Here is a 22,848-nt window from a genome sequence, read left to right on the forward strand (position 1 = left end):
TTTTTGGTTTTTATGTTTCACATGAAACATTGCCTAAACCAGGTAGTCGGCCGAATGGCGTTCCCGCTGTTGGGTCTTGCGAAAGGCCGTTGGCGTCATCCCCGCCCACTTCTTGAATTGCTTGCTAAAGCTGGCCTGACTGCTAAATTTCATTTGTAAGGCAATGTCTTCGATGGAGTTTTCACCAATCTCTAGTAACACCTTGGCCCGGCTGAATTGCCGCTCATTGGCGTACTCACTGGGCGTGATGCCGTAGACCCGCTTAAAGATGCGATGCCCATAGGTCGTGCTCACGTTGAGATCGGCACAAACCGCCTGAAAGGTACGCCGCGCTAAATCATCCCTGAAGAGGCCACTGGCCAGCTTCTGGGCCAAGACCACCTCGCGCTCCGGATATTCCTGAGTCATCGTCACCACCGGCTGCGCCTTAGACAACGCGATCATAAATTCCAGAAAGAAGATTTCTAGCCGAAACTTCCGGGCTGTCCCCTGCGCATTGCTTTCCTCCAGCACAACCAACGACTGAATCAGGCGATGCGCCGCCTGACTAACCGCGGACTGTTCGGGTGCCACCACGTTACCGAGATTCTTGATGATCTGGGTCTTGAGCTCTAGGTTGCCCACGTTGAAATGGAAACAGAAGAACTGCAACCGATCCCCACTAAAGTTAAAGCTCTCATGGGGCGTTTCCGGTGTGATAATGATTGCTTCACCGGCCTTAATCACCTGGCGGCGAGGCCCCATAAACATGGTCACACTGCCCTGGGTCACGGCAATCAGCTCAAACAATTGGTGCTGTTCCTTGGGGTAATGCCAACTGGGAAAGTTCCGTTGGAAATGCCCGGCATAGAGATAAATATTGGATTCAATGGTCTGAAACAAATACTGTTGCGCCACTTCAGTCAGCTCCTTTCCTTTAAATGACTACCTCCAGCCTAGCATGTTGTTCGCCCCAGAACAATTGATTTCGGTTTCCATTTGGACAAATTCAAGGTAGTATTAGCCATGGACGATTTTACTGTAAGCGGTTACGATTAAAGAGTACACGGGCTTAAATCTTAGACTTTTTGCCCCATTTCATCTTCATTTCGCAACGATTAAGTCTAATTGGAGGCAGTTTAGTTATGAGAAAATTTAAAAATGAATTTTGGACCACAACTTCAGGTGATCTGACCCAACGGCGTACGCCACTGGCCACCCCAGATTATCAAAGTGATATTGCGGATGCCAAGAAGATCATCATCGATCCCACCGACAAGCATCAGGACTGGAAGGGTGCTGGGGCTGCAATTACCGACTCTGCCGCACACCTGCTGTGGCAGGTCATGGACGCCAAGCAACGTCACGACCTGTTGACCGAACTCTTTGATCCCACACAGGGGGGCTTCTCCAGCGTCCGGGTGCCACTGGGCTCCTGTGACTTCCAAAGCCAGGACTTCTACACCTACGATGACATGCCTTATGGCGAACACGACAACAAGCTGGAACACTTCTCCATTGGGGAAGGCGAACCCGGTGCTGCCAACGCCACCAAAGACTTGAAGAACATCGTTCCCGTCCTGCAGGAAATCTTGGAAATCAACCCAGCCTTGAAGATCATTGCCTCCCCTTGGTCCGGTCCAGCCTGGATGAAGAACACGGGTCACCTGACACACGGTGGTCACCTGCGTTTCGGCGAATTCACCGGCAACGGCTACACCGAAGAGAACCGTTTCGAATACATTTACGCGCAATACTTCATTCGCTACATTGAAGAATATCGGAAACTGGGCATTCCCATCTACGGTTTGACCATTCAAAATGAACCCTCTAACGCGGCCCACTGGCCAGCCATGATCTGGACGGTTCCCGAACTGGCTAGCTTCGGCTACAAATACCTGCGACCAGCCTTGAACCGGTCCTTCCCAGACACCAAGCTGTACCTGTTGGATGACAGCTTCCACGCCTTAACGAAGCCTATCGAAGAGGAAGTCACCCCCGCTGAGGCCGCAGCCTTTGACGGCCTGGCCGTCCACACCTACTCCGGTCCCTTTGAGAATCTCTACAATGCCAACCGGACCTACCCGAACTGGGATGTGGTCATGACCGAACGCCGGTGCATGATGACGGACGATCCCCAGGAATCCGCCCACATTATGTTTGGGATTATCGGCAACTGGCTGGTTCACAACGGCTTGAGCATGATTACGTTGTGGAACCTGGCCTTGGACGAACGGGGCTTACCAAACGCTGCCGATTCCACCGGCCGCGAAGGGGTTGTCACCATTGACCACACCACCGGGAAGGTTCAACGGAACCTGGAATACTTCATGCTTAGAAACTTCGGGCAAGACGTCCCAACTGGTTCTAAGGTGATCGGTTCAACCAACTACACCAAGGACGGCTACACGGGCAGTCTTGGCTCCGTCGCCTTCTTAGGCACGAATGGCGACATTGTGGCTCACCTTTACAACCCAACGGATACGCCAATTAAAGCGGCCGTCACGGTTGATGGCGATGGCAACAACTGGCAAGTCGTCTCCGTTCCCGCCTACGGGACGGTAACGCTGCACAAATCCAACGACGCGATCAACACGTCCACCATCCCCACCGATGATGAATTTGCACTGAACCCAACGCCAGCTAACCACGATGACGTGGCACCTGGTCAGAGTGAAGGCAGTCAACTGGTCCGTTAAACGTGAACTGACTATTCAAGAGTTCGGGAGAAATTCCGGACTCTTTTTTGACGCACTTTCCCTTAGCGGACGCACCAATTATGCTATGATTAAGGCCTAATTCTGCGTGAAAGAAGGCCTCCCCGCCCCATGAAAATAATCATTGCCCCCGCTAAGAAGATGATCGTCGACACCGACACCTTCGCGGCCGACGACCGTCCGCAATACTTGGATCGAACCCAACGCATCCTCCAACAGTTGCGTCAACTGAGCTATGCCGAAGCCAAGGCCCTGTGGCACTGTAGCGACAAGCTGGCACAATCCAACTACGATTGGCTGCAAAAACTCGACTTGACCCGTCAACTAACCCCGGCCTTGCTGGCCTTCAGTGGGATTCAGTACCAGTACATGGCCCCGGATCTGTTCACCGCGCCCGCCCTCGATTACGTGCGAGCAAACCTGCGCATCCTTTCCGGCTTTTACGGCATCCTGCGGCCCTTTGATGGTGTCGTCCCCTATCGCCTGGAAATGCAGTCACGCTTACAGTTGGACGGCACCCGCAACCTCTATGACTTCTGGGGGCCGCGGCTCTATCAGGCCCTAACGCCCGTGCCGGAACCCATCATCAATCTGGCCTCGCAGGAGTACGCCAAGACCATCATCCCCTACCTGGCCCCGAGTCAGCCACTGGTCACCGTCGTTTTTGGTAGCCTGGTGGACGGCCGCGTGAAGACCAAGGCCACCCTGGCCAAGATGGCTCGCGGTGAGATGGTGCGTTTCTTGGCGGAACATCAGGCCCAAAACATCCGCGACGTGACGGCCTTCGATCATCCCGACTGGATCTACTCGGCGGAACGCTCAACTTCAGATAAGCTGGTCTTTATTTACCAAAAATGACACCAATTAGGTGTCATTTTTTTAACCACGAAAATCCGCCAAAAAGCCCTGTAGCCCCCGCATGTTCAACGCGAGTAACCGTTCCTTGAACTCCGGCAGTGAGATCGCCAGTTGGCCGGTAATGTAGAGCCGAAACAACGTCAGTGTACTGTCAATCAGGAAATTTACGCCGATCTGGGCGTCCATGGCACTCAACTGATAGTCCGCTTGAAAGCTCGCCGTCAACCCGGCCGCCACGCGCCGTTTAACCCGCCGCGACAGGAAGCTGTAGTCATCCGACGTCAGAATAAAGGTGTAGAATTTCGGTGCTTTTTCGAAAAAGTCGTCCAACCGTTCGAACCACACGCCCGAGTTATTTAACGGATCATGATCCATTGGCGCCTGCAACAACAGGCCCAACAGCTGGTCAGCAATCTCAGCCGTAAAGGTATCCGCCAAATCATCGATCGACTCAAAATGCAGGTAAAAGGTCTTGCGGTTGATATTCGCCTCGGCGGTTAGCTGTTGCACCGTAATCTCCCGAAACCGATATTGTTGGGCCAGCTTACGAAAGGCCTCTCGTAGTGCTTGGTTAGTTCTGGCAACGCGTCTATCTGTCATCCAATCCCTCCAGTTACGCCTCAGATGGGGTAAAAGTGCGGCATAATCCTCAGACTGCGCCCTTCTGTTGTGGACGCTCCCCTGCAATGCGCTTATGCTTTGGCCACACATGAGGTTTATTTTGACTTCAGGATACCATAACCGAGGGGGAGTCGCCGATGATTCGAGCCGAATGGCGTTATTTAATCAAACACAAATTACTCTTAATCGTGCTGGCGGTGGTGATGCTGATTCCATCCATCTACGCCGTCACTTTTCTAAAATCCATGTGGGACCCTTACGGAAAGTTGGGTGACTTACCGATTGCCGTGGTCAATCAGGACCAACCCGTCCATTATCAGGGGAAGTCGCTCGCCGCGGGACAAAATCTCACCCAGAACCTCAAATCGTCCACCGCGATGAAATTCACCCCCGTTGCAACCGAAGCCACGGCTAAACAGGGACTGCGCGATGGCAAGTACTACATGGTGATTACGATTCCGCGGACTTTCTCACACAACGCGACCACCCTCATGAACCAGCATCCGCAACAGATGGTACTTCACTACGAGACCAGTGCGGGACACAGCTTTATCGCGGCCAAACTGACTGCCAGTGCTGCCAAATCCGCCGCCCAGTCCGTCAGCGATACGGTCACGAAGAGTTACGCCAAAACCATGTTTGCCACTGTCAAAAAGCTCGGAAATGGTCTCACGCAAGCCGGCAAGGGCAGCCACAAATTAGCCGCCGGCGGGCAACAACTCACCCAAGCAGACCAAAAGATCGCGACTGGTCTGGATACTCTGGCCACGAGCACCGTTAAGTTGACCGATGGCGAGCATACTATCACCAGCAAGCTCACCCAATACGTCAACGGCGTCCAGAAAGCGGCAGCTGGCAGCCAGCAACTGAGCACGGGCTTGGACCAACTGCTCAGCAAATCATCTCAGCTCACGACGGGCGTCCAGAAGTTGGCCTCTGGCAGTCAACGCGTTAGTGAAGGGGTCGCCGCTTATACGCAGGGTACCGACAAATTAAATACCGCGGCCACGCAACTAGCCAGTGGGAGTCGCACGGCCCAAACGGGGACGCAACAATACGTCAGCGGCGTCACCACGACCAATGCCGGTGCCCAACAGCTCAGCGGCAACCTAACCACTCTAGCTACCAGCACCCAACAACTGGGGACCAGCACGACTGCCCTCACCGATGGCGGCCAGCAGCTCGCGACCAGTTACGCCAAATTAGCCACGGGGAGCGCCGCACTAACCAGTGGCCTGCAGAAGATACAGGCGGGGTTACAAACCTCGCAAGACCAGCAGGCAACCCTCAAGCAGGCCGTTGCCAAGCTGGCCGGCAGCGATCAGAGCACCACCGCCGTCAAGAGTGACGCCAGCAAACTGCAGGCCGCGCTCAGTGACCTCAGTAGCGCTAGCACACAACAATCGGCGGCCCTGCAAAGCAAGCTGGCCGCCACGGCGGATGCCCAGGGGCTGACGGCGGCACAAAAATCAGCCATGCTCAAGGCCGCGAGCGACAGCACCAGTAACAGCAGTGCCCTCAGTGACGCCCAAGATGCGGCCAAGCAACTCAACAGCGACCTCAGCAAGCTTAACGATGTCGGTTCAGCCGCGGCCGACCTGCAAAGTGGTTTGACCAAGGCAGCCAGTGCTCAGGACGATCTCACCACCGGCATAACCACGCTGGCTAATAGCTCGGCCACATTGACCAGTGGCCTGCAACGGGCTAACCAGTCTTTGACCCAACTCACCGATGGCCTGACAACCCTCAACAACAAGGTTCCTCATCTGACAGCGGGAACCTCACAACTCGCTTCAGGCGCTACCAAATTAGCCGCTGGCACCGGTCAGTTGGCGGCTAAGGGCGATCAACTGGCAAGGGGAACGGCACAGTTAGCGACAGGGAATGCCCAACTCGCTGCGGGAACACACCAACTGACCGCTAAAAATACGAGTCTGACCGATGGTGCCAACAGTCTTGCCACGGGGCTAACCACCCTCAATCAGCAGACACCACAACTCAGCCAGGGGGTTGGCCAACTCGCCGATGGGGCTGATACCTTAACCAGCGGCCTGAATACGCTGGCCAGCAGCGGGCCGCAGCTCACCGGTGCTCTACAAACGGCCGCCAACGGCACGCAACGGGTCACCGCGGGCGCTCAACAACTCGCGACTGGCGCCGGTCAAGCCACAACCGGTGCGGCTAAGGTCCAGTCTGGCAACACGAAACTCGCAACCTCGCTGAACAGCGCCGGCAAAAAGGCCACGGTTCACCCATCACAACTGACCTACCGGCAATTTGCCCAGCCCACAACGACCACGCACAGCGATCCGGATGACGCCCCGGACAACGGGACGGGGATGGCACCCTACATGATGTCGGTCTCCCTGTTTGTCGGAGCCTTAGCGTTCAATCTGATGTTTGACATGTACACGCCCCGCAAATACCCGCGGAGTGGCTGGAGCTGGTGGTTAGGAAAGACTTCCATCATGACCGCCTTTGTCCTGGGTGAGGCCCTCTTCATGACGGGACTGCTGGTCGCCATCGACGGCTTGTCCCCGATCCACCCTTGGGCAACCTTTATGATGCTGCTGATCACCGGGGGTGCCTCCATGAGCATCATCTACTGGCTCAACCTCGTCTTGGGGAGACCGGGGGCCTTCTTCAGCATGGTTCTGTTGGTCTTGCAACTCGGCGGTTCGGCCGGCACGTACCCGTTACAGCTGACCAACGGCTTCTTCCAGGCGATCCATCCCTGGTTACCGATGACGTACTCGGTCAATGGCCTGCGAGAAACGCTGATGATTGGCAACTCGGCCATCCGCGATATGGCGGTACTCGTGACCATAATGATCATCTTTTCTAGCTTGAGTATCCTCTTCTACACCCGCCGACACGGCCGCATCAGCGAGATCGATATTCCAGAAATCTAACTACACAACCATCACCAATTTTGTTGAAGGGCCTCCCGAAATCATCTTCGGGAGGCCCTTCTTGCGTCCCGGCGAAGGTTTGCCCCCTATACCTTTACTAACGAAGAAAAGTCGGATTGTGTCGCACGTTTCGCGTAATCCTTAGCAAATCTTTAGAATCGAACGCGATGTTTCACATGAAACAATGCACCAAAACAGCGGCGCATCTCGCGAATACGCCGCTGTTCATTCTAAGTTGATTTTCTGCTAAGCCATTACTGCTACGCCCGTCCGCTTAACCGGCACGGTATTGGTCAGGTTATCCATGACGGGACACGTGTTCTCGGCAAACGTCATAAAATCATGACACTTCTGCTTAGACTCATCCGTATCGAAATGAACGGCCACCCCGATGCGTGCCATCCCCGGCCGTTGGGCATCCGCTGGCTTAATGCCCTCCAGCGTATAGTAAAAGTCACGGTAGGTGAAGTCCTGTTGCTGGTTAAAGGAGGCCATCACAATGGCCTCACAAGCCCCCAAGGCCTGCAAAATGGCCTCGTGGGAACTCGGCGCCGTCGGTGAATCCGGCGCTAGCTTAACCTTGAAGTCCCGCACAGCTGCCTGGTATTCATTAGGCTTAGCCGTACTGGTTACCTGCACTTTAAACGTCTCCATTGCCATGTTGAAGGCCTCCTTTAAACGATTTCGACTTGGTCTAAGACGACGGTTACGCCATGACTCAGCATGTCCTCAATCGGACAGTTTGCCGCAACCAAGTCGGCGAATTTCCCACAATCTGCTTGGGATTCTTGGGTTTTGAATTGCAACTGGTAACGGATTTCCTGAAAGCCATTCCGAATATCCGGATCACCCATAAAACCAGCTGCATCCAAATCACCCTCGAGACTAACGATCATTTGCTCATAATTGAACTTATTTTTCGGCGCTAATTCCGCCGCCGTCTCCTGTAGAGAGGTGCCCAGCGAACTCAAAACCAGCTCAACTGGATTCATCCCCGTGTTCGTCCCACCCAAGCTCTCCGGCTCGTCAATGGTGGTATGTATGCCACGAGAATGGACGTCAACTTGTAGACTAGACGGTGTCTTTCTAGCGGTTGCCTGATATCTTTCCATTGGTGTAACCCCCTAGTTTGAATTGATGAAGCGCTTACAACCCCTATTATAATGAATAACTGAGCAAAGTCAATAGTTAGCTAACTATCTATTTTTAAGAGAAATCATGGTATAATACAGTATCAACTTTTTCGAGGGTGGTGACTTTGAATGGCAACATCGCAATTCGACTTAGATAGCTGTATCATGTGCATTACATCGCGCAGTAGCAAACTGTTCGCCAGCAAATTTAACGATGCCATGGCGCCCATGGGGATTAACCGCAGTTCCTGGATGGCCCTCTACTACATCGACCAGCAGCAACAGATCCGGCAGCGCGACCTCGCCGAGTTGGTCGGCGTGACGGGACCCAGTATGGTCAAGATCGTCAATCAGCTAAGCGCGGCCAAACTGATTACCGTGGCCGTCAGTGCCAAAGACCACCGCGCCCGACTGCTCACACTCACGCCAGCTGGCATCCAGCTACTGAACGAGAGTATTCCGTTGGCTGAGGATTTTCGCAAGCGGGTCACCGCAGGCATTCCGCAAGCTGACCTCGATACGCTCGATCGGGTCATGGAACAGATGATGGCCAATGCCAACGAACTTTAAGCCTAAACATAAACGCTCGTCACACCCTTAATCGGGAGTGGCGAGCGTTTTAATCTGAATTTATTTGCCCTTAATCAGGTCTTGCCCTAACGGCTTAGATCAGCGGATAAAATCAGCCAAAAGCGTGCCCCCGCCCAGTCCCAGGTCGGTAACAACGCCATCAATCATCAGTCGTTTTGGGCCAGCCAAGTGGTCAAGCGTGCCAGGTAGGCCGGTGTTTCCTCGATAAATGCCATGTGCCGGCTGTGAGCAAATAACGTCCACTCGGCGTGTGGCAGGTGATCAACCATGGTTTTGGCGACCAGCGGCGTGCACAGATCGTTAACGCCACTCGTCACCAGCGTGGGAACGGTCAGCCGCGTCAGCTTTTCCGTGTACTCGTAGCCCTTGAGATTGCCGCTGGGAAAATACTCGTTGGGCCCCCAGGCGGTGGTGTAGGCCGCCGTGCCACTGCGTTTGGGCCGGCGCAAAAACTCGGGTGACGCTGCCGTGATGGGCCCTGCAGCGTGGCGCGTCATGAAGTGCTGATTGGCTGCCAGGTAGGCCGGTTGCGTGAAGTCGCCCGTCGTTTCCGCCTGAGCGATGGCGGCTTGGTCGGCTGGCGCCATGAACCCGATCATTCGGTGTTGTTCCTGCGCCCAGAGCTTGGCCGAGGACAACGTGCTGGCCAACGTCAGGCTCTGAATCCCTTGGGACTGGTGGTCACACAGATAAATGATGGCCAGCATGCCGCCCCAGGATTGGCCGAGTAAGTGGACGTGCTTCAGGCCCAAGTAATCCCGTAACGCTTGGAGCTCCGCCACCCAGGTTGCCGCTTGCCACAGGCTGGTATCCGCTGGCATATCGGATTTGCCACAGCCCAATTGATCGTACATCACAACCGTTCGCCCCGTCTGCGCCGTTAACTCGTCAAACGCCTCAAAGTAATTGTGGGTCGAACCCGGACCGCCGTGAAGCAGAAGCAGCGGCGTTTGGCCATTGTTCAGATCGCCCACGACCCGGTAGTACGTGTGATAATTTTGAAATGGCATGAAGCCTTCTGTGATTTGCATAAACGTCCCTCGATTTCGTCGTTGAGTTCCTCTATCCGTATAAATTCTGATTATCAGCCATCATGACCGAAGAGAGGCAGACCTTTACGCTGTCCCTTACGCTAAGGTATTTCGCTGATAGCCTAAAAACTTATGTATTGTCTCTAGTGATAGTCGCTCTACACGTCTTGTGCCTTTCTTAGGTCAGGACTCCCCCACTTGACCATACTTAAAACTCATACAGCTGTGACTGTATAAAATCAACCAACTATTTTGAATCGTTAAGACGTTAACCGCGGCCAACCCCCTAAAGCCACGCAAAATAACTCAGCAATATCTTGAAGACGATGTATGACATCGCAATACCTACAATGACGGCAACACAACCAAACTGGTCCCCGTCAAACGCTGGCTTATTATTCATTTACTCCACTCCCGTTAGTTGATCTACCCCTCTTGGTAGTTGACGCTAGATTTGAAGTTACGTCAGTAATCATAGCATAAATTTTCGGCCTAACGTCTTCGGGTCTCACATCCGCGCAATCAAAAAGGGCCTGAGACCAATGTCTCAAACCCATAGTCGTTAATCCCGGTCATCTTCAATGACCGCCTCTTTTGTTTTAGACTTTACTTTATCCGGGAAGAGCCGCATCATGACTTGGTTAAAGAAGTCCGAAGCGTACCCGATCACAAAGATTCCCAGCAACATGGAGCCGTAGAGCTGGCCCACGAAGAGCGGCCAGTTGTGCACCGAGATGTTGGTAATAATCAGCATCGTCGTTCCCCAGGCGATCAACCAGGCCGGTACGACCGTAAACTTCATGATGGTGCCCTGCAAGAAGAGTACCAGGAAGGTCATCAGACCAAACATCACAGCACTGGGCCAGAGCGGTGCGATGCCGGGCACCTGCAGGAGGCGAAAGGCAATCAAGCCCCATACGATTCCCAGGGCAAAGCTAACCAGGATGTTCCAGAGCTTATCCTTAGGGAACCCCGCCCCAAAGAAGTACGACACGGCAACGAAGGCGGCGGACCCCATCCAGAGGGACAGGCCACCCATAATCAGGCTGTAAACCAGGGTGAACAGCCCCACGCCAATCGCATCGAACCAGACTTGTTTTCGAATTTTCATGAGCTACCCCTTTTACGTTAAAACGTTTGCATAATTTGTGTAATTGTCAGTTTACAGGATTAGCGGTAGGAGGGCAAGGAAAATAGGTAAAACGTTGTAACTTTTCTTCCCAACTCGTGTGAACAAGCCACGATTTAGCCGTCACCACCGCCTTTCAAGGACATTCATTTACATTAATTATTAATTATTATCTGATATATTAATAATTAAAAAGTCCCCACCGAAGTGCGGACTTTCCACAATACCACTCAATTTCGCTGATGCCGATCATGGCGCCGCTCGCGGCGATCCTGGCGTCGTTCCCGTGAGCGCTGCTGATTAACCGCATTGGCTCGCATTTCTGCAGGATACTGACGGCTGGCTAACCACCAGACACAGCCCCGCTGGACCAGTAACGTCACGCCTAGGTAGAGCAGGAGCGTGACCGAACTTCCCGTCCATAATCGGTCGACGCCCAAGTGGCCGCCGATCCCCACGACCCACCAGACCAGCGTCAGCCAATTACCCTGACGCATCACGAGGCCCGCATCATTGACCCAAAAGCGGTAAGTCCAGGCTCGTAGCGCTGCGAAGGCCACCGCACTCACCAGGCTCAGGGTCCCGAAAAGGACGGCTTGTTGGGGCGCGATCTGTAGATGTTGTTTCGTAAATGCATCCCCGACCGAGGCGCCCCCTAGTAGAATAATTAAGATAAAGACTTCCAGTTTAAATCGAATGACCCGCGGCTCTAATTGCCGCCTGATGACGACAAAGAGCAGCCAAGCTCCTAAAACTAAATTGGTTAAATCTAAGTTTTGCATCATGATCTCCTTTAGTCTTACTTGACGGTCTCACCGTCTAAAATGATGTGCCCTGATATTATACTGCACCACTCGCAAAATAAAAGAAGTAATAACACTAACCCCACACGGTTAATTAACTTATCATGACTCACCAATATTCCTCGATTACGACAATCATGACTTCTCAAGCTGCTACTTTTCTGATACACACTTCAATTCTGATCTCAAAAAGGGCCAGGATATTCCCAGCCCATTTCTAAATTCTATTCACCTAACACACTGAGCCTACGCCGTAATGTAATCCAGCATCTGAAATATCGCATGCTGATTCTCTACGGGCACCGGTGTCGCCAAAATATCCGCCGCCGTTTGTCTCAGGACAGAGCCCTGAATATAGGGAAAATCATTGACCACCATTTCCCGCACATTATCCGGCTCCGGCTCAAGGTGGAACTGCAAGCCTATAACCCGCCGATTCAGAATAAAGCCCTGATTAGCCACGTCCTCATTGGAAAATAACAGTTGCGCGCCGTCTGGAATTGCAAACATCTCCTCGTGCCAATGCAAAACGGTCAACTGCGAGGGCAAATCCGGAATAACTGCGCTCTGGCGGTAGACCGGCCCCCAACCAACTTCCTTAACAGGCGCCTTGCTGACAGGGTATCCCAACGTTTTGGTAATCTGCTGTGCACCGTAACAGACCCCAAATAAGGGAACGTTACGCGCCAGTAGCGTCTGAATCAAGACACGTTCTTGCCGAATCCAGGGCATATCGTCGTTGGGACTCATCGGTCCACCTAAAATAACTAACAGATCAGTCTCATCTGCTGTTGGCAAATGCCCGAACTGGTAAGGGTGATAGATATACATGGCATGCCCGCGTTGTCGAGCCCAAGTAGCAATCGCACCGGGTCCCTCGTTAGGCGTGTGTTGCAAAACATTTATGCGCATGATAATCCTTTCTATCGACGGCAATGTTGGCATGGGTATCGCCTGCAAATCCCCAAGATGGCGTTATTATACCATATTTCACTTACACTTCAGCGTGAAGGTCCACCTGGGCTGCCGCCACCGGTTGGGTGTTCACCAGCAATTCAATACGATGCTGACCAGGGTAAAGCTTACGGGTCGTGAGCTGTTGCCATTTGATCTTGACCGTTCCCTGTAGCGTTTGCCCCGGCTTAATCTGAGCTCGCTTGATGAAAAAGTCTTTAACGCCGGCCGCCTGATGCAATCGAACGTAGTGGACGCGATAGCCCAGGTATACCGGTAACTCGGTTGCTGCTGATGACTGCACCGCATAGGTTAAGGCGGTCCGGCCACCAATCGTCACGGCTTGCTGCGCTGGTGCTAGGTCTACAGTCATTGACTGGCCAGCCGTCAACGCATAGCCCTGTAGAGCCAAGGCTTCTGGCTGGCCCTGTTTAAAGAGGGTTCGTAGCCCCCGAGTGAGAATCCAATCCGTTTGCGACCGCTGTCCCCAATGACGCTGTGCAAAGGCAATCACGACGGCGGGATTGTCCTTACTGATGTCATTGAGGTTATTGGCAACGGACTTTTGGACGTAGTCGCTCTCATCCGCAATTAGGTTTTCCAGGATCGCCATCACCGGGGCCGGGTCAGCCATGAATTGTGGCAACCGCATCCCCCAAGGCAGCCGGGGCCGGATTCCCTCACTCGCCAACCGCCGCACGGCAGCATCCGAACTATGCGACCATGCGGTCATCCGTTGGCAAGTCCGTTGCGGTTCCTTGAGCAGGAACGGTCTAATGGCAAACTCGCTACTGGAGTATCGCGTCAGTTCAGCCAGCAAGTCCATGGCCGTTTGCCAGTGGTTCAAGCCATACTGGGCCACATAATTAGGCAGACAGATGCCAGACAGACCCGTGAAGTCCGGTGCAATCTGCCGCAGGATCGGCGCCGCTTCTTCAAAATCGGTCGGCAACTGCTGATGGAGCGCCACGGTGATCCGATTGCGGCGTTCCATCAGTTTGAGGTCAGCCCAATCCGTCGTGAGACACGCCGCTTGAAAGCGAGCAACGCTAAAAGCCGGCAGTGCGCGGTGAACCTGCGTGCCTAATTTGGTGATAAATGTTTCTGAGTAGATATCTTTTAAGTCAGCCAATCCTCATCACTCCTCGTTCTGCATCATGATCATACCTTTTTCAAACACAGGGCACTAGACCTATTCTAAAGATGTTTCACATGAAACATCTCGACCACTCAAAAAATGGGCCCAACAAGGTGTCAGGCCCACTTCATGATTCTTAAGTTTATTCGGGTTGATCAGCCGAAATGGAGAGATCCCGTTCCGCCTTGAATTCACCCAGAGATTTCTCATACTTGGCGATGGCCATGTCCGAAGCAAACTTGCCGAGGGGTAAGTGTAGGGGCAGATCAGCCGCGTGGTTGGTGACTTGGTCGTAGATAATCGCTGCGGCCTTGTCGGGATCGCCGGCTTCATGGTGCGCACCGGTCTTACTTCCTTCAATACTGTCCGCGAACTGCTGGTAAGCCGCAATCTTAGGCATTGCCTTTTGAGACGAACGCCCCGCCCAATCGGTTCGGAAGCCACTTGGTTCGATCAACATGAACTTAATCCCCTGATCGGCCACTTCCTGCGCCAGGGAATCCGTGATTCCTTCAACGGCGTGCTTGGTACCGTGGTAGAACGATAAGGTTGGGAAGGAAGCCAGCCCAGCAATGGAGGAGAAGTTCACAATGATCCCGGACTTTTGGGCCCGCATCGTAGGCAGGACAGCCCGAGTCATGTCAACCAAGCCCCAGACGTTCACGTCAAACATGTAGCGAACGGCGTCCCGATCACTTTCCTCAAAGGTCCCGAAGTAACCCAAGCCGGCGTTGTTAATCAAGACATCGAGGCCGCCAAATTTATCGTTAACGGCCTTCACCGTTGCCGCAATCTCATCTTGCTTGGTCACGTCTAACGTCTGCTTTAAAATTTGGCCGTGATCATACTGGTCCAGGTAGGCCAATTGGTCGGTGTGCCGGGCCGTTGCCACCAGGTTCACATCATCCTTTTGCGCCAAGTAAATGGCCAAGGATTTCCCAAAACCCGTTGAAGTTCCCGTAATTACCCATGTTTTTGTCAAATCAATCACGCTCCTAAATTTTGAATGACCCCAGCATACTACCTAGAGTCGGGTTGAGGTCAAGCAAAAAGGTTGCGCAACATCATTTAAATCTGCTCGACTGCGACGGCACCGGTCCCAATCCTAATTAGCTTAGCGAATCGCGTACTTCCAAGAATGATAGTACGTGTAGATCCCGGCGGAGGACATGTACTTCACAGTCTTGCCTTTGATCTTCTTGGTGCCCGTGTAGAAGAAGTTAAAGTCATCCTCGTAGGCCGCGTAGAAGCCAAACATCTTTTTATGGCTCACCGTCTGCCGGTAAACGTAAAGCTTCTTCCCGGTCAGGGTCTGTTGATGCTGCCACTTGCCCTTCTTGTGTTGCCGGTAATACCACTTGACCTGGTGCTTCTTCACGATGATCTTGTTGGCCCCGATATTACTGTCCCAGTTGTACCAGGTTCCCCGCGACCGCACCGGCGTGGTGTGCGTGTATTTTATGCCATGCAAGGTCTTCGGCGATCTTGCTGCGGCGGGTTGCGTGGTGCCGACGATGCCACCCGTTACCCCCACAATCATCAGTGCACCGAGCCAAATAAACTTCTTAAACATAACATCCCTACTTCCCGTATTTATGTACTTTGAGGCAGGCTCTCGTTGAACCGCCACCTCATTTTTGAATTATACACACCGCCGATGACACATTATGTCGTTCCATCAAAAAACGACGTGATTTTGGTCAATAAAATCACGCCGCGGTTCCTTATTTATTTAGTTGTAGTGCGGTGCTAATAATCCCAAGACTAGTTCGTCTTAAAACTCAAAATCTGATCGGCGTAGGCCGTGATGTCATGCTGAGGGTTCTCCTGGTCAATGGTTTGACGCCATTCAGGATCAATAGCGGCCACGCCATTCTTAGCCCCGCAGATTGCCGTTGCCATCGCACCAATCGTATCGGTATCGCCACCAAGGTTGGCACAGAGTAGCGCGCAGGTCTTAACATCCTGGGCATAGTAGGCAATCGCTAAAGCGGCTGGAATACTTTCCGAAATCATAGTCCCGGTCCCCACGACCTCATAGATAGCCTGACTGAATTTCACTTCATCATCGCTAAATTCATGAGCTAAACGGACACCCAGTAACAGGCGATCGTGCGTCTTAGCCGCCCAAGTTGGCTGGCCCAGGTGGTAGCCCAGGTCGTTGGCATTGAGCGCGTAGGTAATGATGTCATCCCAGTCATAGTCCGCCATTGCGGCCGTTACCGCCCCGGCAATCATGCTGGCCCCACTCACGGCAACATCGCTGGAATGGGTGATTCGGCTGACCTCATAGACCATCTGAACCAACTCATTGATCTGATCAGGGGTAAATAACGTCCCAATTGGCGCAATCCGCATCCCGGCACCATTGGTCAGGGCCGTTGCCGTCACTGGCGCGGGGTCTTGCCCTGCCTTGATCGCCTTCAATGCGGCCTTACTGCTGGGTCCCAGAATATTGTTATCCCAAGCGCCCACGGCATCGGCCCAGGCCATTACGTGCTTAACCAGATTTTTTTGATCCGGTTGCCAGTCGGTCTCAATCAGGGAGTCCAAAATGGCTAAGGCCTGATTGGTATCGTCCGTGTACTGCCCCTTGGTGAAGTTCAGGGCAATATCGTTGTTCTGTGGCCCATCCAAGAATTTGGTGATTAAACCGCCAAATTGTTGGCGAATCTTTTCAACCGGCCACAGCTCGGAGGGCATCCCCATGGCGTCCCCGATGGCTTGTCCGTAAAGCGTTCCTAATACTTTATCTCGATTTCTTTTCATCAAATGACTTTCCTTTCTCTTAAACCCCAACGACAAATTTAAAATTAGATTGGCTACTGTAGATGACCTTAATGGTTTCAACCAGGTCATTTTCACTGGTCCTGACTTGGCCGGTCACCTGTAATAATGGCTGTTGCGCCTCCACCTCTAACAAGGTTGCTTGTTCGGCAGTCGGCATGATTGGTGAGACCAATAGGTTAGCCGTTGCCGGGTAAACGTTGAATTTCTTTCTTAAGGTCTGATACAAAGACTGTTGGGCAAAATCAACCTGGTCCAGCCCCGGAAAAGCCGTGAGATCCAGGTGAGACTCATCTAGAGTCAGCTGAATCGTGTTGCCCCCGGTGTTAATTCCCCGCAACCGTTGTAGGACCAGCTCTTGGTCGTCAACAATCTCTTTTTTCAAAACCTTCGTGACGGGTTCCGCGCCCATCTGTAAGGCGTAGTCGGAAAATCCCTTAAAATTAAACATATCAATCTTGGGATTCTTCTGCTTAACAAAGCTGCCTTTACCCTGAACCCGATCAATCATCTGTAAGTCTTCCAAATCCTTTAACGCTTTTTGAATGGTTGAGCGTGTTACGCCGTACTGTTCCGCATAGTCGGCTTCAGAGGGGAGCTGATCGCCGGTCTTCATGCCCTTTAAAATAGCGCTCTGAATATCGGCAACGATTTGTGCCCGTACGCTTTGATTACGTTTTCGTTTAATAATGGCCATCTTGATCATTCCTTAAATTCGATTACTTGAGTACTCAAGTACATCATAACCGCTTATCCAAAAATGTCAAGCGCTTACAATCGCATTATTCCAGCACTTAGTCGCCGAATTTCGCTGACCAAAAAGCCAGCTACGCGTGAACACACGTAACTGGCTAGCTTCACAATTTTAGTTTAAAAACGATGATTATAGTTTTGCCAAATCATCAGCCGTATACACATAATCCACGTGCGCCATCCCGGGAACGTCATCCCAATGGACGGGGTAGCCGGCACCGTGGGCACAGAAGACGGACCCCGGCGTATTCTCCAGGTCGCCAACGGGGTCATAGTCCTGCGCCGCTATGACCTCCGCTGCATTGTGACACGGCCGATAACCGTCAATCAAGCATTCCAATTGTCCCTGACCGTGCGTGTAGGCGTTGACCTCTTGAATGTAGCCCTGCATCTCAGCCACCGGCGCCGTTCCCGTCAGAACGGTCATACCGGCTTCACCCGCGGTTGTGGTCGAATCCGGCGTATCGAACTGCCCATGCATACGCTGCACATCGGTCATGGCCCGACCAACCTGCTCCTGACCGACCACTAGTCGGAACCGATACCACGGCTCCAGCAACTGCGTGTGGTCCTGCGTTTTAGCCATCATCAAACCTTGGCGAACCGCCCGCCAGGTGGCTTCCCGGAAGTCCCCACCGACCGAATGAACAATGCTGGCGCGACCACTAATCAGGGTAATTTTAACGTCCGTCAGGGGGGACCCCGTCAAGACGCCGAGGTGTTCCTTAGCCCGCAGACTGGTCAAGACCTGATGCTGCCAGTTTTTGCCTAATACTTCTAAATCACAGTCCGCGGCAAACGTAACGCCACTGCCCCGCGGTGCCGGTTCCATGAGTAAATGAACCTCGGCATAGTGGCGCAACGGTTCAAAGTGGCCCACACCTTCCACGGCCTGCGTCAGCGTTTCCTTATAGAGAATGCTTCCAGCACCAAAGTCCACATCCAAGTTAAACCGCTCGCGCAAAATTTGTTGTAGGATTTCCAGCTGAACGGCGCCCATGATCTGAACGCGAATCTCCTGGAGTTGGCTCGACCACACCACGTGCAGCTGCGGATCTTCATCCTCTAACTGCCGTAAAATGGTCAGGCAATTGTGAAGATCATTGCCTTTAGGGTCTAGTGTGTAGTTCAAAACCGGCTGAATTTCCGGCGAGCGACCGGCCGCCTGCGCCCCCAGTCCCTGACCGGGGTGCGTCCCCGTTAGATTGGGAATCGCGCAGACCATGCCAGCAGAAACGGTCGGTTGAATGGTAAATTTGGCGCCGTTGTAGACCCGGATCTGATTGACCTTCTGCTCGTCTAGGATCTCAGCTTTGTTGGCCAAAACGCCCCCGGTTAGCCGCAACCAGGTGAGCCGCTCGCCCTTGTCGTCGTGAGAAATTTTGAAAACCTTGGCCCCAAATTCTGCTGGGTATTCCGGCGCCTGCGTCCACTGATCCATCCCCGCCAAGAGGCTATCCACCCCATCCAATTTCAAAGCCGCCCCAAAGTAGCAGGGAAAGACTTCCCGACGCTGAATCATGCGACGGACGGTCTCATCCGCCACGGTGCCGGTGTCCAGGAAACCTTCAAGAACCGCGTCGTCTTGCATGGCCAAGTCTTCGTAGGATGCGGCGGGAATGGCCCCATCGGCCGTGGCATCGTCATTGAAGGCAATGCACCCCGCGGAGAAGACCTGCTGGAGCTGTGCCAGAACCCGCTCACGGTCGGCAGTGTCCGCGTCCATTTTATTCACAAAAATAAAAGTGGGCACCCGATAGTGGTCCAGTAGGCGCCAAAGAGTCCGGGTGTAGCCCTGAATGCCATCGGTGGCCGAAACCACCAGGACAGCGTAGTCCAAGACGCTGAGCACCTGCTCCGTTTGGGAAGCAAAGTCCACGTGTCCCGGGGTGTCCAGCAAGGTCAAATCCAGGTTGCCGTGCTGCAGGCTGGCCTGATGTGAAAAGATCGTAATGCCACGTTGTTTTTCCAAGTCATCGGGATCGAGAAAGGCATCGCCGTTATCGACGCGCCCCAACTGTCGCAACGCGCCGGACCGGTAGAGCAACGCTTCAGAAAGCGTCGTTTTACCGGCATCAACGTGGGCGACGATCCCCGCTACGATGTGTTTCATGGTTGATTTACTCCTTTGATTTCTTTAGTTTAAATTCACTAACACCTTGGCTCAACAAGCATCATAAACGCTTGGAACCAGTCATTCCTAACCATTATACTATCCCAGCCGCCATTAGCGAAGCGTCGGGATTACAGCGTCTAAAAAGTCGGTAACCACATGCAAGTGATCACCGACTTTTGGTTAATTTTTAACATCTTAGATTCGCTTCGTTCCCCGACTCAACCCCAACGCCAGTGCAACATAGCCGCACGCCACTACCGCCAGAATCAGGAACATCCCCCGGTAAGCCACGGCCTCCACGACCCAGCCGAGAACGACGGCGCCAAGTCCCATCCCCAAGTCATAGGCGTTCAAAAACATTCCGGTTGCCGTGTCACGATTGTGAATGGACGTCACTTTAAAGAGCCACGCCTGCAGGGTCGGGTAAATGGCCCCATCGGCCACACCGTAGAACACGCCCGCCAGCAACAATAGCCAGTTCCGATCGATCAGTGCAATCAGCACCATTCCCAGCGTCAACAGCACCGTGCTCAGTAAAAGGATCAGGCGCGGTCCACGATGATCAAACATCCGGCCCACGATCGGCCGAATCACGACCCCCGCCACCGCCGCGATGAAGAAGAAGCCCGAGATCGTTGTTAAATGCTGAATCTCCGCGTAAATTGGCGTAAACGTCATGACGCCACTCATCAAGACCCCCAGAATAAAGACCAGGCCGCACTGTGGTAAGAATTGTCGGTCAAATACCGGCGCCGTGGCCTTAGCTCTAGCCGCTGGTGCCGTTGGTTTGGTCGTCCCCATAATGGCCAACATAGCCGCAAACAAGACCCCGATGCAGGTCAGAAAAAACGCCGTAAACCCATAGTGATGAACGACTGCCAACGCCAATAAGGGCGCTAAGGAGGCCGTCACCATCGTCCCGATTCCGAAGTAGCCCATACCCTCGCCGATCTTCTGGTGTGGCAACTCATCGGCCGCCGATGTGGCAAAGTAGGTTGTGGTAATCCCATGTCCCAAGCCGTTAAACAACCGCAAGAGCACCAGCAAACCAAAACTACTCAGTAACGGATATCCCACCGCAGCCAACAGATACAGTAGAATCCCCACCACCAACAAAAGCCGTTTGCTAAAGTGCGCCGAAAACCAGGGCACAAACAGCCGCGTGACTAGGGCGGCAAACATAATCGCCCCCACGAAAACCCCGATCTGCGCGGGCGTTAACCCCAGCTGCTTACCATATAGTGGCAACACCGGCACCTGCATGTTGTAAACCATGAATAGCAAGGCATTCCCGATCAAAATCAGGATGAAATTTCGACTCCAATATGATTCTTCCATTTTCCCAATCCTCCCGTGAAGACAAAAAAAGGCCAGATAAGATTAATGACACATCTTATCTGGCCGCAACCCTCCGATGCTCCGCTGAGCACCTTATCTAACTAATTAGTCTTCCGATATCGTATTAAGTTAAGTAAAAGTGTAGCGCATTGGGGCCCGTTTGTGCAAGGGGCAGTGTGTCTTTTCAGCCACATTGTTTCACATGAAACAATGACTAAGGCGCCGAGACAACTGTCCACAAGATCTGACTCGTATACCTTCCGGGCGTGAAGCCACCATCAGCTACCTTAACCGCCAGATTCTGACCTTGATTCCCGCCAATGGCAAATGCGATCGTTCCCGCCGGAATCGTAGTCACCTCTTGGGGCACGCTTGATAGCGGCCGCAACGGTGCTCCCTTGCCTGAATCGTAGCCTAGACTGGCATTCAAATGCGTCAGGCCACTGCTAAACGGTGCCGTTTGACTGAGGTCGATCTTGGTGTCCTCCTTTTTACGACAATAATCCGTCACGTCCAAGAGGTCCCCTCCGCCGGCAACCTTGCCCGGAAATACCTTGCCGAGGTCTTCCATCGCAATCCTACCAAAATCAACGTCGTTGGCAGCCAGATGCAAGTTACCATCTGTGAAGTTCAATCCAACCTTGTTGCCACTGTATGTCCCTAGGTCTTTGTTGCGCTTGGTATCAGCATAGCCCATCAATTGCACACTCGTCGTGTAGGATAAGCCCTGCGTCTTATGGGTCATAAATTCAATCGAAAATTTGTGCTGTTTATGACCAACAAAGCTTTGCCCACTTGCAACAATGATCGTATCTGATTCATCTGACACTGGGTAGTAATACGCCTTCTGGCCATCGACCGTGATAACCGTATTCGTCACATCACTCGGCAATTTAACCATGTAGTCACCCTCAACTAAGGTTGACGCCAAATTTGTATCTGTAACCGTACTGTCGATCCGGCAAACATCGCCATCAACCACATTGGCCAATTGTGTTGGCGTATTTCCGGAGGCATTCGTCAGGTTTTCAATGGTATTGTCAATCTTAACCATCGGCGTTCGATTGGGGATTACCGTTAATCTTGCGCGGTTGGTCGTGATCGTTTGGTCTGAAGCACCTTTCATTTTAACCGTCACCACGGCATAGTACTGCGCTTGGTCATCTGCTTGCTGAGTGGCTGCGAGTGTATAGCTCAGCTGATTCCCCTGACTAATGACCTTGTCACCATGACCATCAACACGATGCCACGTAACCGAATTAGGGGCTTGATCGAAATTTCCGCGAACTTGGAAGGTTGCCGACTGACCCTCGTTAACGGTTTGATCATCGATCCCCCCGCCAATTTCAATCGCCACCTTCTGAGAAACCTTAGTGCCATCGTCATTTGTCATGGTTCCTGTGATAAAGACCGTCCCTTTATTACCGCTAGTATTCGCCGTTACCTCTCCCGTCGACTTAACCGTCGCAAGTTGCTCATCCGAACTTGACCAGCTTAGACTTCCCGTCGCATTGGCGGGTGTCGGCGTCGCGTGAACGTAGGTCTTCTGACCCTCCTGATTATTGTACAGATAATCGTTATCTGTCTTGACCGAAAGAGCCGTTGCCGGGACGGGAGCTGGCAAGGTGGTCAGCGCGGCCACGTGAGAATAATAGGTTGAGGGCCAAAAAAGCGGGACTCCCGCATAATACCGAAATCGCTGCTGATAATAGACCGTTCCCACGCTTTCTGGTGTGATCGTTAAATCAGCCTGATTAGCACCATCCACGTCCGTCCAAGTTTTTCCCTCATCCACTGTTTGCGCCCATTGAAAATGATCAGAAGCCATCGGGTTAAAGACATCCACAATCGAATGTGCCGTTGCCGTTGTCAACATTTTAGCGTGCTTGACGTAAGTGTAATTATCGTCTGGTTGCAGACTGAAACCTGTATTCTAAAGGTTGAAAGTTAAATTGTACAGTAAAGGCCCGGGAAACCGGGCCTTTACT

Annotated in this window: 20 protein-coding genes; 4 read left to right on the forward strand and 16 right to left on the reverse strand. The window is 52.8% G+C overall.

The features are described 5' to 3' along the window. Nucleotides 1–33: 33 nt before the first annotated feature. The gene (locus FD28_RS10275) at nt 34–897 is read right to left on the reverse strand and encodes a helix-turn-helix domain-containing protein (RefSeq protein ID WP_057734966.1); all 864 of its coding nucleotides are present in this window, start codon (nt 895–897) and stop codon (nt 34–36) included. Nucleotides 898–1,124: 227 nt separating this feature from the next. Here FD28_RS10275 and FD28_RS10280 point away from each other — a divergent pair, with 227 nt between their 5' ends. Continuing rightward, nucleotides 1,125–2,678, forward strand: a complete 1,554-nt coding sequence (locus tag FD28_RS10280) for a glycoside hydrolase family 30 protein (protein WP_057734967.1) — start codon at nt 1,125–1,127, stop codon at nt 2,676–2,678. Between the two features lie 129 nt (nt 2,679–2,807). Continuing rightward, the gene (yaaA, locus tag FD28_RS10285) at nt 2,808–3,554 is read left to right on the forward strand and encodes a peroxide stress protein YaaA (RefSeq protein ID WP_057734968.1); all 747 of its coding nucleotides are present in this window, start codon (nt 2,808–2,810) and stop codon (nt 3,552–3,554) included. A gap of 21 nt (nt 3,555–3,575) precedes the next feature. On the opposite strand, the gene FD28_RS10290 is transcribed toward yaaA, so the two are convergent. After that, complete coding sequence (locus FD28_RS10290) at nt 3,576–4,154, reverse strand: TetR/AcrR family transcriptional regulator (RefSeq protein ID WP_057734969.1); 579 nt, start codon at nt 4,152–4,154, stop codon at nt 3,576–3,578. Between the two features lie 158 nt (nt 4,155–4,312). Here FD28_RS10290 and FD28_RS10295 point away from each other — a divergent pair, with 158 nt between their 5' ends. Then, nucleotides 4,313–7,087: a YhgE/Pip domain-containing protein gene (locus tag FD28_RS10295; RefSeq protein ID WP_057734970.1), complete on the forward strand. Its 2,775-nt coding sequence runs from the start codon at nt 4,313–4,315 to the stop codon at nt 7,085–7,087. Between the two features lie 246 nt (nt 7,088–7,333). On the opposite strand, the gene FD28_RS10300 is transcribed toward FD28_RS10295, so the two are convergent. After that, complete coding sequence (locus FD28_RS10300; protein ID WP_057734971.1) at nt 7,334–7,747, reverse strand: OsmC family protein; 414 nt, start codon at nt 7,745–7,747, stop codon at nt 7,334–7,336. Between the two features lie 14 nt (nt 7,748–7,761). Next, on the reverse strand, nt 7,762–8,199 hold the full coding sequence (locus tag FD28_RS10305; RefSeq protein WP_057734972.1) for an OsmC family protein: 438 nt from the start codon (nt 8,197–8,199) through the stop codon (nt 7,762–7,764). Between the two features lie 150 nt (nt 8,200–8,349). Here FD28_RS10305 and FD28_RS10310 point away from each other — a divergent pair, with 150 nt between their 5' ends. Beyond that, nucleotides 8,350–8,790 (forward strand): MarR family winged helix-turn-helix transcriptional regulator, encoded by a 441-nt coding sequence (locus FD28_RS10310; protein ID WP_057734973.1) that lies wholly within the window; start codon nt 8,350–8,352, stop codon nt 8,788–8,790. Nucleotides 8,791–8,957: 167 nt separating this feature from the next. Here the strand turns inward: FD28_RS10310 and pepI are convergent, their stop codons facing one another. The 12 genes from pepI to FD28_RS10370 form a co-directional block, all read right to left on the reverse strand. After that, on the reverse strand, nt 8,958–9,842 hold the full coding sequence (gene pepI / locus FD28_RS10315) for a proline iminopeptidase (protein ID WP_057734974.1): 885 nt from the start codon (nt 9,840–9,842) through the stop codon (nt 8,958–8,960). A gap of 562 nt (nt 9,843–10,404) precedes the next feature. Next, nucleotides 10,405–10,953, reverse strand: coding sequence for a DUF1097 domain-containing protein (locus FD28_RS10320; RefSeq protein ID WP_057734975.1), 549 nt, complete (start codon nt 10,951–10,953; stop codon nt 10,405–10,407). A gap of 248 nt (nt 10,954–11,201) precedes the next feature. Beyond that, entirely contained in the window at nt 11,202–11,753 is a 552-nt protein-coding gene (locus FD28_RS10325; RefSeq protein WP_057734976.1) for a hypothetical protein, read from the reverse strand. Nucleotides 11,754–12,020: 267 nt separating this feature from the next. Then, complete coding sequence (locus FD28_RS10330; protein ID WP_057734977.1) at nt 12,021–12,686, reverse strand: type 1 glutamine amidotransferase; 666 nt, start codon at nt 12,684–12,686, stop codon at nt 12,021–12,023. An 82-nt stretch (nt 12,687–12,768) separates the two neighbouring features. Continuing rightward, nucleotides 12,769–13,860: a DNA alkylation repair protein gene (locus FD28_RS10335; protein WP_057734978.1), complete on the reverse strand. Its 1,092-nt coding sequence runs from the start codon at nt 13,858–13,860 to the stop codon at nt 12,769–12,771. Nucleotides 13,861–14,008: 148 nt separating this feature from the next. Beyond that, nucleotides 14,009–14,848 carry an SDR family NAD(P)-dependent oxidoreductase gene (locus tag FD28_RS10340; RefSeq protein ID WP_057734979.1) on the reverse strand — a complete coding sequence of 280 codons (840 nt, stop codon included), beginning with the start codon at nt 14,846–14,848 and terminating at the stop codon, nt 14,009–14,011. A gap of 132 nt (nt 14,849–14,980) precedes the next feature. Next, nucleotides 14,981–15,439 (reverse strand): hypothetical protein, encoded by a 459-nt coding sequence (locus FD28_RS10345; protein WP_057734980.1) that lies wholly within the window; start codon nt 15,437–15,439, stop codon nt 14,981–14,983. Between the two features lie 191 nt (nt 15,440–15,630). Then, complete coding sequence (locus FD28_RS10350; RefSeq protein ID WP_057734981.1) at nt 15,631–16,635, reverse strand: ADP-ribosylglycohydrolase family protein; 1,005 nt, start codon at nt 16,633–16,635, stop codon at nt 15,631–15,633. A 19-nt stretch (nt 16,636–16,654) separates the two neighbouring features. After that, entirely contained in the window at nt 16,655–17,350 is a 696-nt protein-coding gene (locus FD28_RS10355; RefSeq protein ID WP_057734982.1) for a GntR family transcriptional regulator, read from the reverse strand. Nucleotides 17,351–17,536: 186 nt separating this feature from the next. Further along, on the reverse strand, nt 17,537–19,519 hold the full coding sequence (locus FD28_RS10360) for an elongation factor G (protein ID WP_057734983.1): 1,983 nt from the start codon (nt 19,517–19,519) through the stop codon (nt 17,537–17,539). 198 nt (nt 19,520–19,717) lie between these two features. After that, the gene (locus tag FD28_RS10365; RefSeq protein WP_057734984.1) at nt 19,718–20,860 is read right to left on the reverse strand and encodes an MFS transporter; all 1,143 of its coding nucleotides are present in this window, start codon (nt 20,858–20,860) and stop codon (nt 19,718–19,720) included. 214 nt (nt 20,861–21,074) lie between these two features. Further along, complete coding sequence (locus FD28_RS10370; protein ID WP_057734985.1) at nt 21,075–22,736, reverse strand: Ig-like domain-containing protein; 1,662 nt, start codon at nt 22,734–22,736, stop codon at nt 21,075–21,077. Between the last annotated feature and the right edge of the window lie 112 nt (nt 22,737–22,848).

The sequence above is a fragment of the Levilactobacillus hammesii DSM 16381 genome, assembly GCF_001434395.1.
GTDB lineage: Bacteria > Bacillota > Bacilli > Lactobacillales > Lactobacillaceae > Levilactobacillus > Levilactobacillus hammesii.